The organism is Anaerolineae bacterium (assembly GCA_013178015.1).
Lineage (GTDB): Bacteria > Chloroflexota > Anaerolineae > DRVO01 > DRVO01 > Ch71.
The window spans coordinates 13499-31159 of sequence record JABLXR010000025.1 but is presented as its reverse complement, the minus strand read 5'-3'; the positions used below and the strand labels follow the sequence as shown (position 1 = coordinate 31159).

The 17661-nt window shown below is 65.8% G+C and carries 15 protein-coding genes, 1 tRNA gene, 2 pseudogenes and 1 riboswitch; of the genes and pseudogenes, 11 read left to right on the top strand and 7 right to left on the bottom strand.

What is annotated here, in order from left to right; translation table 11 throughout:
• Positions 1–522: 522 nt before the first annotated feature.
• The 4 genes from HPY83_10880 to HPY83_10865 all read left to right on the top strand — a co-directional run bounded on the left by HPY83_10880 (position 523) and on the right by HPY83_10865 (position 3689).
• Complete coding sequence (locus tag HPY83_10880; protein ID NPV08446.1) at positions 523–1794, top strand: TIGR00300 family protein; 1272 nt, start codon at positions 523–525, stop codon at positions 1792–1794.
• 53 nt (positions 1795–1847) lie between these two features.
• Positions 1848–1919: transfer RNA gene (locus HPY83_10875), tRNA-Lys, on the top strand.
• Between the two features lie 232 nt (positions 1920–2151).
• Positions 2152–3159 (top strand): tyrosine-type recombinase/integrase, encoded by a 1008-nt coding sequence (locus tag HPY83_10870; GenBank protein ID NPV08445.1) that lies wholly within the window; start codon positions 2152–2154, stop codon positions 3157–3159.
• The gene (locus HPY83_10865) at positions 3099–3689 is read left to right on the top strand and encodes a hypothetical protein (GenBank protein ID NPV08444.1); all 591 of its coding nucleotides are present in this window, start codon (positions 3099–3101) and stop codon (positions 3687–3689) included. The genes HPY83_10870 and HPY83_10865 overlap by 61 nt, the downstream gene beginning before the upstream one ends.
• 564 nt (positions 3690–4253) lie before the next feature.
• Here HPY83_10865 and HPY83_10860 read toward each other — a convergent pair.
• The 3 genes and pseudogenes from HPY83_10860 to HPY83_10850 form a co-directional block, all read right to left on the bottom strand.
• Positions 4254–4805 (bottom strand): hypothetical protein, encoded by a 552-nt coding sequence (locus tag HPY83_10860; protein ID NPV08443.1) that lies wholly within the window; start codon positions 4803–4805, stop codon positions 4254–4256.
• Between the two features lie 173 nt (positions 4806–4978).
• Positions 4979–6007: a hypothetical protein gene (locus HPY83_10855; GenBank protein NPV08442.1), complete on the bottom strand. Its 1029-nt coding sequence runs from the start codon at positions 6005–6007 to the stop codon at positions 4979–4981.
• Positions 6008–6071: 64 nt separating this feature from the next.
• Positions 6072–6750, bottom strand: a pseudogene (locus HPY83_10850) (hypothetical protein).
• A 465-nt stretch (positions 6751–7215) separates the two neighbouring features.
• Positions 7216–7361, top strand: a riboswitch (cobalamin riboswitch).
• Between the two features lie 110 nt (positions 7362–7471).
• On the opposite strand from HPY83_10850, the gene cobT reads away from it, so the two are divergent.
• The 7 genes from cobT (at position 7472) to HPY83_10815 (ending at position 12981) form a co-directional block, all read left to right on the top strand.
• On the top strand, positions 7472–8536 hold the full coding sequence (gene cobT / locus HPY83_10845; protein NPV08441.1) for a nicotinate-nucleotide--dimethylbenzimidazole phosphoribosyltransferase: 1065 nt from the start codon (positions 7472–7474) through the stop codon (positions 8534–8536).
• Positions 8533–9324 (top strand): adenosylcobinamide-GDP ribazoletransferase, encoded by a 792-nt coding sequence (gene cobS, locus HPY83_10840; GenBank protein NPV08440.1) that lies wholly within the window; start codon positions 8533–8535, stop codon positions 9322–9324. Before cobT ends, cobS begins: the two co-directional genes overlap by 4 nt.
• Positions 9321–10052 carry a histidine phosphatase family protein gene (locus HPY83_10835; protein NPV08439.1) on the top strand — a complete coding sequence of 244 codons (732 nt, stop codon included), beginning with the start codon at positions 9321–9323 and terminating at the stop codon, positions 10050–10052. Before cobS ends, HPY83_10835 begins: the two co-directional genes overlap by 4 nt.
• Before the next feature lies 1 nt (position 10053).
• Positions 10054–10641, top strand: coding sequence for a bifunctional adenosylcobinamide kinase/adenosylcobinamide-phosphate guanylyltransferase (cobU, locus tag HPY83_10830; GenBank protein NPV08438.1), 588 nt, complete (start codon positions 10054–10056; stop codon positions 10639–10641).
• Positions 10642–10814: 173 nt separating this feature from the next.
• A complete protein-coding gene (locus HPY83_10825) occupies positions 10815–11354 on the top strand; it encodes a sigma-70 family RNA polymerase sigma factor (protein NPV08437.1) in 540 nt (179 codons plus the stop codon).
• A complete protein-coding gene (locus HPY83_10820; protein NPV08436.1) occupies positions 11351–11944 on the top strand; it encodes a hypothetical protein in 594 nt (197 codons plus the stop codon). Before HPY83_10825 ends, HPY83_10820 begins: the two co-directional genes overlap by 4 nt.
• A 62-nt stretch (positions 11945–12006) precedes the next feature.
• Positions 12007–12981 (top strand): hypothetical protein, encoded by a 975-nt coding sequence (locus HPY83_10815; GenBank protein NPV08435.1) that lies wholly within the window; start codon positions 12007–12009, stop codon positions 12979–12981.
• Positions 12982–13069: 88 nt separating this feature from the next.
• Here HPY83_10815 and HPY83_10810 read toward each other — a convergent pair whose 3' ends face one another.
• The 4 genes and pseudogenes from HPY83_10810 to HPY83_10795 form a co-directional block, all read right to left on the bottom strand.
• Positions 13070–13570, bottom strand: a complete 501-nt coding sequence (locus tag HPY83_10810) for a hypothetical protein (GenBank protein ID NPV08434.1) — start codon at positions 13568–13570, stop codon at positions 13070–13072.
• 812 nt (positions 13571–14382) lie between these two features.
• Positions 14383–15495 carry an Ig-like domain repeat protein gene (locus HPY83_10805; protein NPV08433.1) on the bottom strand — a complete coding sequence of 371 codons (1113 nt, stop codon included), beginning with the start codon at positions 15493–15495 and terminating at the stop codon, positions 14383–14385.
• A 66-nt stretch (positions 15496–15561) separates the two neighbouring features.
• A pseudogene (locus tag HPY83_10800) lies at positions 15562–15639 on the bottom strand (hypothetical protein).
• An 18-nt stretch (positions 15640–15657) separates the two neighbouring features.
• Entirely contained in the window at positions 15658–17256 is a 1599-nt protein-coding gene (locus tag HPY83_10795; GenBank protein NPV08432.1) for a hypothetical protein, read from the bottom strand.
• Between the last annotated feature and the right edge of the window lie 405 nt (positions 17257–17661).

Here is a 17661-nt window from a genome sequence, read left to right as displayed (position 1 = left end):
CTTTCCTGGTCATGGCCCCGGCTAGCGAGTGCACGTCGCCAGGCACGTCGGCCTCGCTTCAGGGTCGGCCCGCGCCCATCGCGGGCCTGGCATCGCTGGCCCAGTGGAGGTCAGCCTCATGACCTACCCGGAGGATGGGCTAGCCCACCTGGTGAGAGCTGAGGCTGGACAGAGGCGGAGTGTTGAGCGGGCAGTCCTGTGTGGCAGACGCGCACTTGCGGCCTTTTCGCAGGCCCTATGGGCAAGCTCTCCGGCCATCTACGAAGGTAAGGCGATGGCATTCGAGTGCCATTTTGGGGGGTCAGCGCCCCGGGCGCGGTAGGCACATGGCGACGGGGCGGGCGCACTCTTCAGGGGGAGGCGAGCCGGCGGCCAACGAGGCGCTGGCTCCGGTAATCTGGGGGCACAGGAAGGCCTAGAAGACGGCGCTGGTGGGCATCGGTAGCGCCGATCCCGAGTTGTCCGCAAGGTGCGCCTGGTTGGGGCAGGCAGCTATAATGGGCGAGGTGCATATCCCCTTCAATGCCGGAGTGGGCTTTGGGCGAAAGAGTGTTCGAGGAAGCGGTCAGTCTTGAGGGGCACATTATCGACTCCCTCATCCTCCCCCGGGTCTGGGATGCGATCATGGACCTGGGTGGGGACTTCGAGGTGGAGGAGATTCGGGTGGGCCGGCACAAGCAGGAGCCGAGCTACGCCCGGCTGAAGGTCTTTGCTGGGTCGGAAGCACAGCTTCACCGGATCATCACCAGCCTCCAGGGATATGGCGCTGAGCTGCTATCGCCCGACGACGCTCGCACGGAGGCGGCCCCGGCGGATGGCGTGCTCCCTTCACATTTCTACTCCACCACCAATCTGCCTACTCAGGTGCGTATCGGCGGTGTCTGGGTAGACGTGGACGGCACGGAGATGGACCTGGCCATTGTGATCGACCGGGAGGCTGGGTCGGCCCGGAGCGTGCCCATGGCGGAGGTGCGCCGGGGCGATGAGGTGGTGGTCGGTCACGGGGGGATCCGCGTCATCCCGCTAGAGCGTGAGCGGCAGCGAGAGGAGTTCTCTTTCATGCAGAGCTCGGTGTCGTCGGAGCGATCCAAGAAGATCGCCATCGCCGCCATCGCCCGGGAGATGCGAGCCACCAGGGAGAGGGGCGAGCGGATCGTGTTCGTGGTGGGCCCAGCGGTGATTCATAGCGGGGCGGGGGAGTACCTGGCTTCTCTGATTCGCGCTGACCTGGTGCAGGTGCTGTTTGGCGGCAACGCCATAGCCACTCACGATGTGGAGTCGGTGTTGTTCGGCACCTCGCTGGGATTGAGCTTGAGTAACGGAATACCGGTGGAGGGCGGCCACCAGAATCACATGCGGGCCATCAACGTCATCCGGCAGGCTGGCTCGCTCCGGGCAGCAGTAGAACAGGGGATACTGACCCGGGGCGTGATGTACGAGTGCATCCGCAAGGGGGTCGACGTGGTGCTGGCCGGCTCGATCCGCGATGACGGCCCCATGCCGGATGTGATCACGGACGTGGTGGCGGCCCAGAAGGCCATGCGTCAGAGCCTGAAGGGAGCGGGGTTGGTGGTCATGGTGGCCACCATGCTGCATTCGATCGCGGTGGGCAACTTGCTGCCGGCGACGGTGCGCGTGGCTGTGGTGGACATAAACCCGGCAGTGGTGACCAAGCTGGCCGACCGGGGCAGCTTTCAGGCTCTGGGGCTGGTGACGGACGCGGAGTTGTTTCTGAGGGAGCTGTGCGACGAGCTGGGGGTGTCGGTTCGGCAGGAGCGGGTGGAAATGGCCTGAGGCCAGGGTTCATTGCCCGCTGAACCTTATCCCTGCTATACTGAGTGAACAGAGGGCCGTTAGCTCAGTGGAAGAGCACCTGCCTTTTAAGCAGGGTGTCGTTGGTTCGAATCCAACACGGCTCACCTATCGCGATTTGAACCACAATACCTAGTACCCACCGCGCTCGAGCCCACAACATATTGTGTCATCTGGCAGCCTGTGGAGCGCCCTCCTCAACTGAGGAGGGCGCTTTTGCTACCCTGCCTCGCCTTCGATCTTTCCTCACACTCAGCTCGCCCTGACATTACACCCGTACCTCGCGCCCATCACAGACACGTCCCATTTCGGCGCCGGTACGGCAGGGAGAGTTGTATCATGTCCCCAAAGGGAATCCGCAACCTGAACTGGGCCGACATGGAGAAGGACACCATCCCTCTCGAGACACTGGTGGGCCAGTTCAATGTCTACAACCAGATCGAGGGCAAGTCCAGGAAGACGCGCGACTGGTACGAGGAGAGCCTCAACCAGTTCCAGGCCTACCTGGAAGCCGAGGGCCTGCCGGCCAGACTGGGCGGCATCGGCATCCAGGAGGTGCGAGGTTTCGTCTTGTACCTGCAATCGAAGGACAAGTGGGATGGCCACCCCACTACACCGTGTCGCGGCGTGGGGCTCTCGGCCATAAGCGTGGGCACCAGGGTGAGGGCCATCCGGGCTTTCTTCGCCTGGCTGCACAGGGAGGGCTTCACCGAGGAAGACCTACCGGCTGAGCTGAAGGTGCCCAAGGCGCCCCAGAAGCTGGCGCCCGTGCTAGCTAAGGAGATAGAGAGCCTGATCGGAGCCATCGACCGGGACACGGCAAGTGGCGCCAGGAACCTGGCCATCCTGACCATGCTCCTGGACACCGGCCTCCGCCTCTCCGAGGTGGCCGACCCGGAGATAGGCAACGTGCTCTTTGAGAGTGGCTACGTCAGGGCGTTGGGCAAGGGAGGCAAGGAGAGGATCGCCCCTTTGGGGGCGACGGTGAGCTCGGCCTTACAGCGCTACATCTGCTACTTCCGGGGAGAGCCGGCCTATCCGGGGATAGAGAGAACGTGTTCCTCACCCTTGGGTGCTGGATCGAGGAGCAGACCTTTCGGTTGGCGACGCGGTGGTCGGAGCCGGGCCGGCGGAAGCGCTGGGCGAGGGCCTACGAGGGGTCGATGGGAGAGATCGATGAGGCGGTTCAGTACTACGTGGAAGTGCACATGCGGGTGTTGGAGGAGATCGATAAGACCGGACCGCGGCGGTCCATGGGGCGATCAAGCGCCAACAAGAGCTTTCTCATGCGGGCCCGCACGTGTGCTTATGAGAGCGCAGGTAGCTCCGCCATGGAAGGTATGGTGAACTACCTGCTCAGCGATGACCCCTGGGCAGCGGCGGCTCGTCGTGACTACGATTTCTTCATCGTGCCTATGGCCAACCCGGCCGGGGCCCACAACGGCATGACGCTGCTGACTGGGCCCCGCGGCGTGCACCTCCTGCTGGCTAAGCCGGCCTCGGCTGACAGCGCGTACGAGGCTATGATGAAGGCAGGGGAGAGAGTGCGGCCCGCTCGGTTCGTTGACGTGCACAACTGGCAGCGCAAGTGCGGCGATGGTTTACTGGGCATGGAAATCCAGCGCCGCGAGAGGTTCCTCTACTACAGGCCTGGCGATAGCCAACAAGGCAAACGCTGGCACTTTGGGGACCCGCATGTGCCTTGTGCTTCGCCAGGTTCCGAGGAGAGTCTAGCTGCCTACATTCGCCGCGAGTTCGGAGCTCGGGTTGCCACATTGGAGCTCTCTTGGTTTGGCCGCTCCCCTGACCATGCGCGGCGGTTTGGGGGCCGGGCGCTGTGGGCCCTGCTGATGGGCGACGCCGAGCTACCCGATTGAGAGGACCCCGCTCCTGTCCGTTTGGCTAACGCCTGGCTGCCAAGGCAGACGTCGGGTCTCTCGCCACGTCTGCGAAGGTGTGCGAGCGCCGGGCGCCAGCATGCGGTTCAGGCGGGCCCGGCCTTCTCTAGCGCCATTCTCCCTGCGGCGGGCCGCGTGTTGGGGCTCGAACTCCTCAACGGTCAGATCGGGATCGGCAGAGGAGTCAGACATGGCCAGGTAGTTCATCTCGTTCTGGGGCCTTCGATCAGACATCCCGCCCGGTCATCCAGCACAGACACCGTCTACCGCCTGATCCGGAGCAGGAAGCTGGCGGTGGCCGGCTATGAAGCCGATGAAGGCCAGGGGCGCGACTTCGAGGAAGGGACAGGCATGCTAGAGGGCCTCGGTGTTGGCACGATGACGGCGCCAGAGCTCGCGGCAGTCACTGATCGCGGCCGGCGGTTGGGGGTGGGTGACGAGGTACCGTAAGAGGCGGAGGGATTGCCGGCTGAGCTGAAACGGGATGTGGTGCCAGAGGGCGCTGAAGGCCTCATGATCACCATTGGCAGGCACTTGGGCACCTCAGGCTTGGCCGGCGAAGCGACGAAGGAACTGGCGCTGTTGCTCGCTGAGTGGCGGGCGCAGGTTCCGCTGCACTGGGCACGGCTCGGCTCGCTGCCACAGATGTCGCCTGACACCGGTGGCTATCCCCAGTCCGACTCCCAACTCACGAAGAGCCGCGATCAACTCCCGGGCCTCGAACAAATACACCGACTCGATAGTCCAGGGCCGGGTCTGGCCGCGCGAGGGTCCAGGAGCCTGCCTGGAGCCAGTCAGCACCAGGTAGAAGTCGGGCTCAGCAGAAGTGGACAGGTTGAGCAAGCCGTCCTGCTTCGTGGACGATTTCACGTCTACAGAGCTGCCGGCCAGCGGTCCCTGCCTGAAGTAGCCGTCTATGGACCGCTGGGAGGCAGATTCGACCAGGTCGATTCCGAATACCCTTGGGGCCATGTACTCGCCAACGTGGCCGAGCTGGGCGGGTCGGCCGGTGATGGCCGCTATCTCAGTCTCGATGGCGTTGCGAGCTCGGATGACTTCGGCTAGACGCTCAAGATCCTCGCTGCTGCTGGGCATCTTGCCCCTCCGTGGCAGGTCTTGCTCTTGCGCCGCCGGTCTGCGTCCGCCAGCGGCATGGTGTCGGCGAGTCCGTCGAGAAGGTGTATCTCGTTGAGAACAGGATTCACAACAGCACCTCCCACAGGTCCACATAGGTCCGGGGCCGAGGGCTTGCCTGTCGCCACCCATCCTCAGTCCGCCAGCGCTTTCGCAAGAGCCTCGGCTGCGTCCCGGTAGTATACGATGTCTACCTTTGCCGCCATCTCGTCCGACAGCTCGTTGAGTTGCCGCCGCGCCGAGATGGGCACCAGGAGCGTCACTGCGCCCTTCTCCACTGCCAGTTCCGCCACACCCACCGCGTTGTACAGTGGATCAATGCCTCCGCCCAGGTTCAGTCCCCCGGCCACCGCCAGGCCACCTCTCAAGCTCCTTCCCAGCAAGGCGCCGCACAAGGCCAGCAGCGTCGGCACTCCCAGATCTGTCCCGCTGCGCGCCACATCGAAAGCCCGCAACTGCACCGTGAACTCGTGCAACCGCGGATCCCTGTCCCCCACCAGCTCCCGAACGTGGCCAAACAGGTTCTGCTCCGCGCACTTGACGCTCTCGCGGAAGGGACCGGGCGCCGGCACGTTCACGATCCTCACCCCTGAGCCCGGCCCCACCGTGACGTCGATCTTGTACAGGCCCAACCCCTCGTTGACGCCGCCTGAGCTAATGGCCCAGACCTGGCCGGGGGGCAAGGGGTCGCCTCCGATGGCGCTCTCGCTGTAGAGCTCGGGCGTCGCCACGAACCGCTCTACCCCGCTCTCTCCTATCAGGTAACTGAAGGCAGTGTTGCGGAACTCCGCGCTGCCGATCCGCTTCTGTTGCTCCTTCACCCTCCTGCGGCATTCCATGCCCAGCCGTATGGCCCACTCAAGGTCCTCATCCGGGATAGGCATCTCTCTGTCCGGGTAGAGCAGCTTCAGCAGCCCATCGACCGTCTTGTTGACCGCTGTAGTGTCCCCTCCGCTCAGAGCGCTTCCGTAACGATAGCGGCCGTGCACCGCCGACAGTCGATCCTCGGCCCGCAACTGAGTCAAGCACTCGCTCAAGAAGTCGCTCACCAGTCCGAAGTGGCTGGTCAGTAGGGCCTTGTCGGTCTTAGGCACGTCCCAACCGGGAAGATAGGCATGGATGCGGTCCATCAGGGCTGTGTCGTCCCGCATCTCCTTCGGCATGGGGGTTGTGTCCCGTCAAGTGGTGGAAAAGAGCCGGTGCCTCGGAGCTTGGTTGGGTGCATGTCTAGGCCGCCACCAGAGCCGGATCGGGCCTGCCGGCCGGCTGTCCGATCTTTCTCATGGACGCCTCACTGAAGTAGCGACGCCCCACCAGCCACTCGTCGTTTTGCTCTGCCAGTAAGGCTCCCAAGAGTCGGATGACGGATTGCCTGTTGGGGAAGATGCCCACCACGGCGCTGCGGCGCTTGAGTCCTCTGTTGAGCCGCTCCAGGGGATTGGTGGAGTAGATCTGACGCCAGTGCTCGGCAGGGAAGTCGTAGAAGGCGAGGATCTCCTCCGCCTCTTCTAGCAGCTCCACTGCTTTGGGGAAGCGAGGCCGCAGAAGGACACACACCTGGGCCAACTGCGCCTGAGCCTGCTCTCGACTCTGTTGCTTCCAAGATGGGCCTCACCGTGGCTGCCACCACCGTAACCAGAGCCTGCTCGGAGCGGCGCCTGGGCTCTAGCCACCCGGGGAAGTAGCTGCCCGAGCGCAGCTTGGGGATCCCTGCGTCCAGGGTGTCCACTCGGCCGTCCCACCCCGTTGCGGTAGGTGGTGCGCTCCTCGGTGCCCTCATAGCGACCGGCCCCCACCAGGGCCTTCACCTTCTCTTCCATCAACTCAGGCACAAACTGGCGCACCGCCTCTTGCAGGGAGTCCAGCCCCCTCCCTGCCCCTTGCACAACAGCTCAACTGCCCCCATCCTGTCCTCGGCCACTGTGTCCTCCTTGCTGCTGTCTTACCCGACAAGCTCAAGAAGCACACGGTGGCCCTTTCGTCAACCCACTTTTCCACCACATGAGTAGACTCTAACTGGGGAAACCACCGGCGCGCGACTGCGGGCTGAACACACCCGTCCCCCCGATCCTGAGCTCTTGCGCTGCAACCTGCCACTGGATGCATCTCAGAATGGGAGCAAGTCCGGGACACCGGTAGCCTGCAGGAGCGGTGCGTAGGTCCTCGGCCTCTCGATGAAGCGCGCTCCTCCTCAAGGCGGCTCCGCGTCTGGGGATGCGCACGCCTCGAGTGAGGCCAGGCGGCTAGGCGTCGCCCTGAGTGCCGGCTCATTGCTTGCCCCCGCATCGAGGTGCGCCCCTGCCGCCTCGGCCAGAGGGAGTCTCCCCAGCATTTGCCCCACGGATTGGGCCGACCTATGCTGTGCCAGTCAGAGCCAGCACTGCGGTGGGGTGCCTTCGGGCCCGGATGCCCAGGCACAATGGCGAAGCCGGTGCAAGTCCGGCGCTGTCCCGCAACTGTGTGACCGGTGCCTCTCACGGTCAAGCCAGGTCGCCCGCCCCGCTGCGCTCCGTCAGCCTCGCGGAAGGGGGGAGGGAGCTAGGCAGCTGTTCCCCTCTCAGCCTCAGGGCAACACCTGAGAACCCTCTTGCTAGCGCGGCACCACTTGGGGAGGTCTGCTCTACGGCATGGAGACTCGCCTGCACCATCTCATCTCCCGTATCGCCCCTCTGGACACCCGCGCCCAGGCTGAGGCCCAGGCGCGCCAGGACCGGCTTACCAAGCCCCGGGGCAGCCTGGGCCGCCTGGAGGAACTGTCCGTCCAGCTGGCGGGCATAGCCCGTTCGCCTTGTCCCAGCTTGCAGCACAAAGTCATCGTCACCATGGCCGGCGATCACGGGGTGGCCCGGGAGGGGGTGAGTGCATACCCTCAAGAGGTGACAGCTCAGATGGTGGCCAACTTCCTTCGCGGCGGGGCAGCCATCAACGTGTTGGCCCGTCAGGTCGGCGCCCGAGTGGTCGTCGTGGACATGGGTGTGGCCACCAACCTGGCGCCGCATCCGGCTCTCATCAGCCGCCGGGTGGGGCCCGGTACGGCCAGCATCACTGGCGGACCGGCCATGTCGCGCGAGCAGGCCGTCCAGGCCCTGCTGAGCGGCGCCGAGGTAGTGGAGGCGGAGCTGGCCAGAGGGCTCGACATCTTGGGTACGGGCGACATGGGCATCGGCAACACCACCCCTTCGGCCGCCATCGCCGCCGCCTTCACCGGCCTCCCCCCGGCCGACTTGGTGGGCAGGGGCACGGGCCTGGACGATGCCGGCCAGGCCCGCAAGATGAACGCCGTTAGCCGAGCACTGGACGTCAACCGCCCCGACCCAGACGACGGGCTGGACGTGCTGGCCAAAGTGGGCGGCTTCGAAATCGGCGGGATTGCTGGCGCCATACTCGCTGCCGCCGCCCTTTCCCGGCCGGTGGTGATAGATGGCTACATATCCACTGCCGCCGCCCTCGTGGCCACCTCGCTGGCGCCTCAGGTGCGCCCCTACCTGATCGCTTCCCACCGCTCCCACGAGCTCGGTCACCGGCTGATGCTCGAATGGCTCGGCTTCCGCCCCCTGCTCGACCTGGACCTGAGGCTGGGAGAGGGGACGGGCGCCGCTCTGGGCATCTTCCTGGCGGAGGCTGCCTGCCGCATACTGGCCGAGATGGCCACCTTCGAAGAAGCCGGCGTGGCCGGTAGGAGCCAGACGTGACCGGAAGCTCCCTGACCCAAGAGACGGCACCGGCCACCGGTCTGCGCTTGCAGGCGCGCGGGGCGGCGGCCGCTCTTCAGTTCCTGACCGTATACCCGGCATTGGTGCGATCGCGCTTCGCGGAGCAGGAGTTGGGAGCTTCCGTAGGCTACTTCCCTTTGGCGGGACTGCTCCTGGGCCTGAGCCTGGCCGCGTTCGGCTGGGTAGCGAGGGCAATCTTTCCTCTGCCGGTTGCCTGCGTCCTCGTCATCGGCGTGTGGGAGCTCTTCACCGGCGCCCTCCATCTGGACGGCTTCCTCGACTCGTGCGACGGCCTGTTTGGCGGCCGGACCCTAGAAGACCGGCTGCGCATCCTTCGCGATCACCACGTGGGAGCCTACGCCGTCGCCGGCGGCGTCACCATCCTGCTCCTGCGCTACTCTGCCCTGCTGGCCGCCGGGCTGCCCCTCACCGGGCTGGTCCTGGCAGCAGTGTGCGGTCGCTGGGCCATCAGCCTATCTCTGGTGGCCTTACCCTATGCCCGGCCTGACGGGCTGGGCCGGGCCATGAAGGACCACGCCGGCCCCGCCCAAGCCGCCGTGGCCACCGTCACTGCAGTGGCCGCCCTGGTGGCTCTGAGCGGCGTGACGGGGCTGATAGCCCTCGCCCTCGGGGCAGTGACCGCCGCCGCCTGGGCAGCGGTGGTCATGCGGCGGCTGCCCGGCATGACGGGCGACACCTATGGCGCCACCTGTGTCCTGGTGGAAACGAGCGTCCTGCTGCTTCTGTCCGCGAGGCTGTGGGCGTGAGGCCCTGGCGGCCGCGTGGCGGCGGGGTCAGGCTCCTCCTACTTCGCCACGGAGAGACAGACTGGAACGCCGCCGGACGCTATCAGGGTTCCACCGACACCACCCTGAGCGAGAGGGGCCAGGCCCAGGCTCGGGCAGCTGCCGCTGCCTTGAGCTCCGAGACGCTGGACCGCATCCTATGCAGCCCCCTCCGCCGGGCACAGGAGACGGCCGAGGCTATAGCCGGCAGCCGCCCGGCCTGCGGGGAGGCACTTTCGCCGCTGTCCATCGAGACCGAGCCTCGCCTTGCCGAGATCTGCTTCGGCGACTGGGAGGGGCTGACTCATACCGACATCGCGCGGGCCTACCCCGAGGCTCTGCGGGCCTGGCGGACCGACCCCCTCACCTGCGCCCCGCCGGGCGGGGAGACGCTGGCTCAGGTGGCTGCCCGAGTGAGACAGCTGCTGGAGGAGCTTCGGCACGGCCCCGCCGGGCAGTCACTGCTCCTGGTGGGACACGGCGGGTCTCTCGGTGTGTTCCTCTCCTTGGCTTTGGGCCTACCTCCCGAGCGCCGCTGGCAACTGCGCCTCAACCACGCTGCCCTGTCGGAGCTACTCCTCTACTCGGAGGGCGCCATTCTGATGCGACACAACGACACCCATCACCTCACCAGTCTCGGCTGCCCCTCCCGGGCGGCCCGGCACCGCCCCGAGAGAGCTCGCGGCACTGCACACCGGGCGAAGGCTTGACGTGGGCCAGCTCCACTTCATCCTGGGAGGAGCCCGCAGCGGCAAGAGCACGTTCGCCCAGGAACTCGCCTGCCGGATGGCGGGAGACGATGTGCTCTTCGTCGCCACCGCCGAGGCCTCTGATCCAGAGATGGAGGCCCGCATCCGCCATCACCGCTCCCAGCGCCCTCCCGCCTGGCGTACCCTGGAAGCCCCCCTTCATGCCGGTGCCCGGGTGGCGGAGGCTCTCACCGGTAGCGAGAAGGCCATCCTGCTGGACTGCCTTACCCTGCTGGTCAGCAACGCCATCATAGCCGCCGGCGGTGAGCGAGAGCCGGTCGCGGCGGCGGCCGCGGTGGAGGCAGAGGTAGAAGCCCTGCTCCGTTGCACCTCTCTGGGCCCACACCTCATCGTGGTGAGCAACGAGGTCGGCCTGGGCCTGGTGCCCGAGTACCCTCTCGGCCGCCTCTACCGCGACAGCCTGGGCCGGGCCAACCAGATCGTCGCCGAGCGAGCCGATCGGGTCTACTTCCTGGTGGCCGGCATCCCGGTTGACCTCAAGCGGCTGGCCGATTCCCTACAGGGCCCTTCTCCCCCTGACCCTGGCTGAACGTAGACCGAGAGTGGACGCAGCAGTCTGCTCCTACCAGGTCCTGCCTCGGGTAGCGGCAGGCCACTGCGCCGGCCCATCCACCGTGTCGGACGCTGCGCTTAGCCCCGAAACCGAATAGCATCCCCAGCGCGCTCGTTAACTGGTTGGAGCGTGATGGCAGGCAGGAGACGGTGATCGAGCAGGAAGCCCGGCTGGTCAAACAGGCGCTCGAGGGCGACAGAAGCGCCTTCGGCGATTTGGTGCGTCTGCATCAGCGATCGGTCCGAAGCCTTGCGTACCGCCTCTGTGGCGACGCCGCCTTGGCCGACGACGCTGCCCAGGAGACCTTCCTGCGGGCCTGGCGGGCTCTGGCGAGGTACGAACATCGGGATTCTATGCGCAACTGGCTCCTGCGCATCGTCACCAACGTGGTCACCGATTCGCTCCGCCAGCCGCAGCCGGCCGACCTCGATCCGAGCGACCTTCCATCGCCGGAGGAGTCGCCTTGGGAGGCCACGGAGCGGCACGAGCTTCGGGCCCGGGTGCGACAGGCGGTGCTGAACCTGCCGCCCGCCGCACGGGCGGCCCTGATCCTGAGGGAGTTCGAGGGCTTCAGCTATGCCGAGATCGCTGAAGTGCTGGACGTCCCGGTGGGGACCGTGATGTCCCGCCTGCACTACGCTCGTCAGGCCCTGCGTCGGACACTGGCACCCGAGATGGAGGCGCGATGACTGCTCACGATCGCTCCTGGCTATCGGCCTACCTGGACGGCGAGCTCAGCGGAGGCCGGCTAAGGCAGGCTCGCGACCATCTCTCCCGGTGCCTTGCCTGCGCGGCCGAGCTGGAGCAGATGCGAGCACTCGACGACCTGGTGCGAGAGAGCCTGCCGTTTGCACCTGCCGCTGCCGATGAGGAGTTCGTACAGGAAGTGCTGGCCCGCTTGCCGAGCCAGTCGGCGCCCGAGCGGTCACCCAGCCCGAAGCTGTGGTGGCTGCTTCCCTGCGCCATAGTGACGGCCTGGGCCTTCGTGCAGGCAGTCCTGGCCGTGGCGCAGGTGGTGCAGGTGGTGGCGCGCGTCGGCCCGGCCACAACCTTCCTCGAGAGCGTCCAGCAGTGGCTGCCCCTGGACAATGCAGGGGGATTCCTGTCGGAGCTGCTTGTGGCCCCGTCGGCGTCCGCTTGGTGGCTGGAGCCCGTAGGCGCGCTGGCGGCAGGCCTGGTCCTTGAGGTCGCGGTGCTGCTCCTCGCGGGCGCCGGGCTGTGGAGCTGGCTGGCCGGTTGGCACGCCTTCGAGCGCCACTTGCACCTCCGTTCCCAGTAGGCATAGGCGTCTGCCGCGCCTCGGCCTTCGTGTCTGCAGTCCGAAGCTGAAGGAGGTTAGTGATGGATCATTTCGGAATCGTCCGGCGAGCGCTGCGGATCACCCTTCGATACCGCATGCTGTGGGTCTTCGGCTTGCTGCTGGCAGCCTGTAGCGGGTCCGGTGGCGGGGGGACCGGACCCGGATACCGCTTTGACGCCAGCGACGTGCAGCGATATGGCGTCCCCCGTCTGGCGGAACCGGACCTGATGGCCATCCTGGGGGTGGTGCTCGCTGTGGTCGTGGTGGTGGGCATACTGGCCATCTTCCTGGGGCTGGTGGCAACCGTGATCAGCTACCTGTCCCATACCGCCCTCATACGGGCAGTGGACGACTACGAGGTGACCGGAATCCGGCGCAGCCTGGGCGAAGGAATCCGCATCGGCTGGTCCTGGCGGGCGGCCCGGCTATTCCTAATAGACCTGGTCGTGACCATACCCACGGGGATCCTGTTCGTGGCCCTCTTCTTCTTCGCCCTTGCCCCGCTCCTGTTGTGGGCCACCGGCTCCGATACCGCCGGCATCATCGGTACGGTGACCACAGTGGGACTGGTGGTCCTGGTGATCATGCTCGGTCTCCTGGTAGCACTGGCGCTCTCGCTCCTGCGCCCGTTCTTCTGGCGGGCCGCAGTGCTAGAGGACCGAGGCGTGTTCGAGGCTATCGGCCGCGGGTTCCGGGTGGTCCGAGATCGCTTCAAGGACGCAGCCGTCATGTGGCTGATCCTGCTAGCGATACGGATCGCCTACGGGCTCGCGGTGGTCTTGGCGGCTATCGTTCTCGCCATCCTCGGCCTGATGGTGGGCGGGCTGCTCGGATGGGTCACCTACGCCCTGGCCTCGCTCGTCTTCTACGGCTCCACCCCGGCCGTGCTCGGCGTTCTGCTGGGAGTACCCGTCGGGCTCACGGTGCTGGTGCTCCCCCTGCTGTTTCTGTCGTCCCTGGCAGCGGTATTCCGCTCCACCCTCTGGACCCTGACCTACCGTGAGCTAGCCGCCTGAGCCTCCCGTCCGGAGGCGAACGAGAGGGGCTTCCCCTGCTGGCTGAGCCGGGGAAGCCCCTGGTACTCCGGCATCCCTGGAGCGCCGATCAGTGGGGCACGTCTGCCCGCAGGGCGGGAACGCCTCCTCCCTCAGTGATAGGTTCGCCGAGGATGCCGCTGAGGAGATCGGTCATGGCTTGGTTGCGGCCCAGGTAGACGACCAGCAGGTTCCCTTCGGCCCAGATGTTGGGCCGGTCCACCCAGGCCACTTCAGTGCGGGACACCCGATAGCCATCCGCCGATACGGCCATCGAGTCGCGCAGCCGCTCTGCTTCTGTGGCGTACTCGTACACCTGCACCGGCACCCCGTAGACCTGGATCAGCCACCCGGCGGCAGCCTGGAGGAAGGGTTGCTCTACCCGACGCACTACCTTCACCGCAGCCCCCCGCGCGCCCAGCGCCTGCACCAACCCGTCGGCGCGGATAGGGCCGGCGGCCATCGCCGAACTGGCTTCCGGGCGTAAACGCGGATGGGGAAGGCCGGCGACCATCGCCACCAGCACCCACGGCAGAAGGCGCACAGCCGCCCGTTGTGCAAACACTATCATGGGACAACCTTCTCCAGACGAGGCTTGGCTTAGGGGCAGCGGCGCACCAAGGGCCGATGCGCCGGCGCCCACCTACAAGAGCCAGAATAGATCAGCCAGCCAGGTGCTAACTCGGGCACAATCAACAAGGGCCAACGGCGAGACCGAATGCCCCGGACAGGCCACCTATGGAGGCATCCAGTCCGGGCGAGCGCGGCGGTCCGCTGCACCGGGGCGTAGGAGTCCTCCGCCACCGGTGGAAGCATACGCCCGCGGGGTTAAGGCGACATAAAGGAGAGCTTACAGTCGCATTAGCACTATGCCATGCTGCAGCCGATCCTGCCTCAGCCGTGGCCCTCAGCAGTGTAGGGGTGGATGTGGACATCTACTGGAGGCTGTTGAAGGCCAGCCAATGAGCGAGACCGGCGCCCCGCGCGCCCAGCTCATACATCTGTCTCTGTACAGCGTGGCCGAGCCCCTCAAGGCAGCCAGGAGCTAGGCGAGCTAGACCGCCTTCTTGGCCCGACTGGTCTGGTAGGAGCCGGTGGCCGGGGCCGCCGTTCCATGAACACCTACCAGGGCCAGACTGCCCAACGAGGCTAGAACCCAGAGCCCCGGCCGGCAAGGCGCAGAGCGGGGCCCGCCACAGGGTGAGTCGGTCGTGAAACAAGGCAGACATTACCGACCCAGCTCCCCTTGAGGTGAGGCCGCCGTGCTACAGCTTGCGGGTGTGGATCGAGTTGGGTGTCCCGGTCTTCATAGGAGCCGATTGGGACTTGTGAGGATGCCCAAGGCAGGCGGCCCTGGGCATCCTCTCCCTTATGGGGCATCACTTATCCCGCTGAGTGTGAAACATGTACGCATGGTAGCCATAGTGCCATCTGCACCACCTGCTCGAGCGTGCCTGTGCTGGCCAGGTAGTTGCCGTCGCCTGAGTACTCGGCAGTGATGCTGTGGTTGCCCACGGCAAGAGCTGAGGTGCTGTAGGTGGCTACACCACCAACGAGCGAGACTGTGTCCAGGGTGGTGCCGCCATCTTTGAAGGTGATGCTGCCCGTGGGCGTGCCAACCCCAGAAGTGACCGTGGCCGCGAAGGTGATCTCCTCGCCGAAGGTGGACGGATTGAGCGAGGATTGCAGTGTCGTGGTGGTGGCCGCCTTGTTTACTGTCTGCTCAAGCGTGTCGCTGCTGCCCAGGTAAGTCTCATCGCCGCCGTACTCGGCAGTGATGCTGTGGCTGCCCCCCGCAAGAGCTGAGGTGCTGTAGGTGGCCACGCCGCTGCCGTTGAGGCTGCCGCTGCCCAGGGTAACGCCGCCATCCTTGAAGGTGATGCTGCCCGTGGGTGTGCTACCTGCACCACTCACCGTGGCCGTGAAGGTGACCTCCTCGCCAAGGGTGGACGGATTGGCCGAGGACTGCAGTGTCGTGGTCGTGCCCGCCTTGTTCACCACCTGCGCAAGTGTGTCGCTCGCGCTGCCCAGGTAGTTACCGTCGCCTGAGTACTCGGCAGTGATGGCGTGGTTGCCCACGGCAAGGGCCGAGGTAGCATAGGTGGCCACGCCGCTGCCGTTGAGGCTGCCCGTGCCCAGGGTAACGCCGCCATCCTTGAAGGTGACCATGCCCGTGGGCGTGCCAACCCCAGAAGTGACCGTGGCCGTGAAGGTGACGGACTGGCCAAAGCTGGAGGGGTTGGCGGAAGAGGTCACGATGGTGGTGCTCCTATCCTTAGGGCTCGTCTTCACTACCACGATGTCACTGGTATGTTGGATACTGCTGAAGGCATTGAGGGGCGCTTCCCCATCCGGGCCATTCCAGGTGGCGTCGCTAACGCCGGCCACGTAGATGTTGCCACCGCCGTCCAAAACGATGGCACCGCCGTGGTCGTCGCCGCTGCCGCCGTAGAAGGTGTGCCACCGGTAGGCGCCCTCACCATTGAGCTTCAGCACCGCGATGTCGAATGAGAGGCCGCTGAAGCCGTTGAGGGGCGCTGCATCTCCGGGGCCATTCCAGGTGGCGTTGCTGAGGCCGGCCAGGTAGATGTTGCCGCTGCCGTCCAGGGCGATGGCATTGGCCCAGTCGTAGTCGCTGCTGCCATAGAAGGTGTGCCACTAGTAGGCGCCCTCACCATTGAGCTTCAGCACCACGATGTCGTCCCCACCGCTGAAGGCGTGGAGGGGCGCTTTATCACCGGGGCCATTCCAGGTGGCGGCGCTGGAGCCGGCGACGTAGACGTTACCGTCGCCATCCAGGGCCATGGCATAGGCCACGTTGCTGCCACCGTAGAAAGTGTGCCATTGGTAGGCGCCGTTGCCAGCGAGCTTCACCACCACGATGTCATAGCCACCGCTGAAGCCGTGCAGGGGCGCTTGCCCAGCGGGGCCATTCCAGGTGGCGAGGCTGTGGCCGGCGAGGTAGATGTTGCCATCGCCGTCCAAAGCGATGGCATAGGCCCCGTCAAACCAGACACAACCGTAGAAGGTGTGCCACTGGTAGGCGCCGTTGCCATCGAGCTTCACCACCACGATGTCGTCCCCACCGCTGAAGCCGTTCAGGGGCGGTTCATTACCGGGGCCATTCCAGGTGGCACGGCTGGAGCCGGCCACGTAGATGTTGCTGCTGCCATCCAGGGCCATGGCAAAGGCTACGTCGCTGCCACCGTAGAAGGTGTGCCACTGGTAGGCGCCGTTGCCAGCGAGCTTCACCACCACGATGTCATAGCCACCGCTGAAGCCGTGCAGGGGCGCTTGCCCAGCGGGGCCATTCCAGGTGGCGGCGCTGTCGCCGGCCACGTAGATGTTGCCGTCGCCGTCCAAAGCGATGGCATTGGCCGCGTCGGTATCGCTGCCGCCGTAGAAGGTGTGCCAAAGGTAGGCGCCGCCGCTATCGAGCTTCACCACCACGATGTCGTATAGTATTCCGTCGCTGAAGCCGTTCAGGGGCTCTTGCCCATCGGGGCCATTCCAGGCGGCGGCGCTACCGCCGGCCACGTAGATGTTGCCGTCGCCGTCCAGAGCGATGGCAGCGGCTCCGTCCTCGTCGCTGCCGCCGTAGAAGGTGTGCCAAAGGTAGGCAGGGTCAATGGTGAGGGGGTAGCGCGGGTCATAGTCACCCAGGCGAAAGCCCACTACTCCCTCCTGGGAGAGAGTGAAAGCTACCGCCACCGCAACCCGCTCACCACCAGTCTGCTGCCAGGCAATCGGGGCACTCTCGCTCAAGGCTCCCCGCCCCGAGGGAACGCGAAAGGAAAGGGACCCATCCTCTTGCACGGAGACAGGCAGGTTGTAGCGTAGGCCAATCCGGCTCGGGTCAGCACCGGCAGCCACCTGATAGGTGCTCTTGGCAATGCCGCCTGGGGTAGACTCATAGGTGAGAGTGATGCCTGGCCAAAGCTCCCTATAGGTGACGGTTGGCAGTGCTTCTGCCTTGCCACTCTCTCCCTCGGCCACAGGCATAACGGCGGCGCCGCCCACAAACTCCACCGCCAGGGCGTGCCCCAGGGAAGCCAGGTACACCCTACCCACCTCGAAGGCGAGCACGTGCCCGCCAGCCTGGTACTGCAAGCCGGTGGTCTGCACCGGCTGTGAGAAAGAAGACACGCTGATGCTCGCTGCTGCCGCGCTCCAGGGCAGCGGCAACAGCACCAGGGCGATTACAAGCAAGCAGTGCAAGGCGGCGCACCGACGGGTAAGGGGGAAACAGGCAACCATGGTGTATCCTCCTCGTCGCTATATGAGTGCCAGTCGCCATGGCCAGCCCGTCTTGCCCCCTGTTGACAGTCAAGCTCATGTTGGACGGCGGGCAGTCCTCCCCACCTACCGTCGGTACTGGCTATCTATGTATCGGGCGAAGGGAGTAGGACTTTAGACCTATTACTGGGTGAAGAGGTGGAGAGAACGCCGAGCCCATGCCCCCCAGGGCACCACAGGAAAGGAGAACGGTGCCGTGGGGGCAGGCCCCAATGTCTGCGGCTGGCCTCGCCTCGAGACGGACGCGAGATGCCTGCCCTTCGTCCATGGCCGGCCAGTGAGTGCCACCACCACTCAGTTGTTGGCCTGGTGTGCCGAGCCCTTGGCGCTGGAGGGCAAGAGCGCCGTGCTCAAGCTGGGCGACAA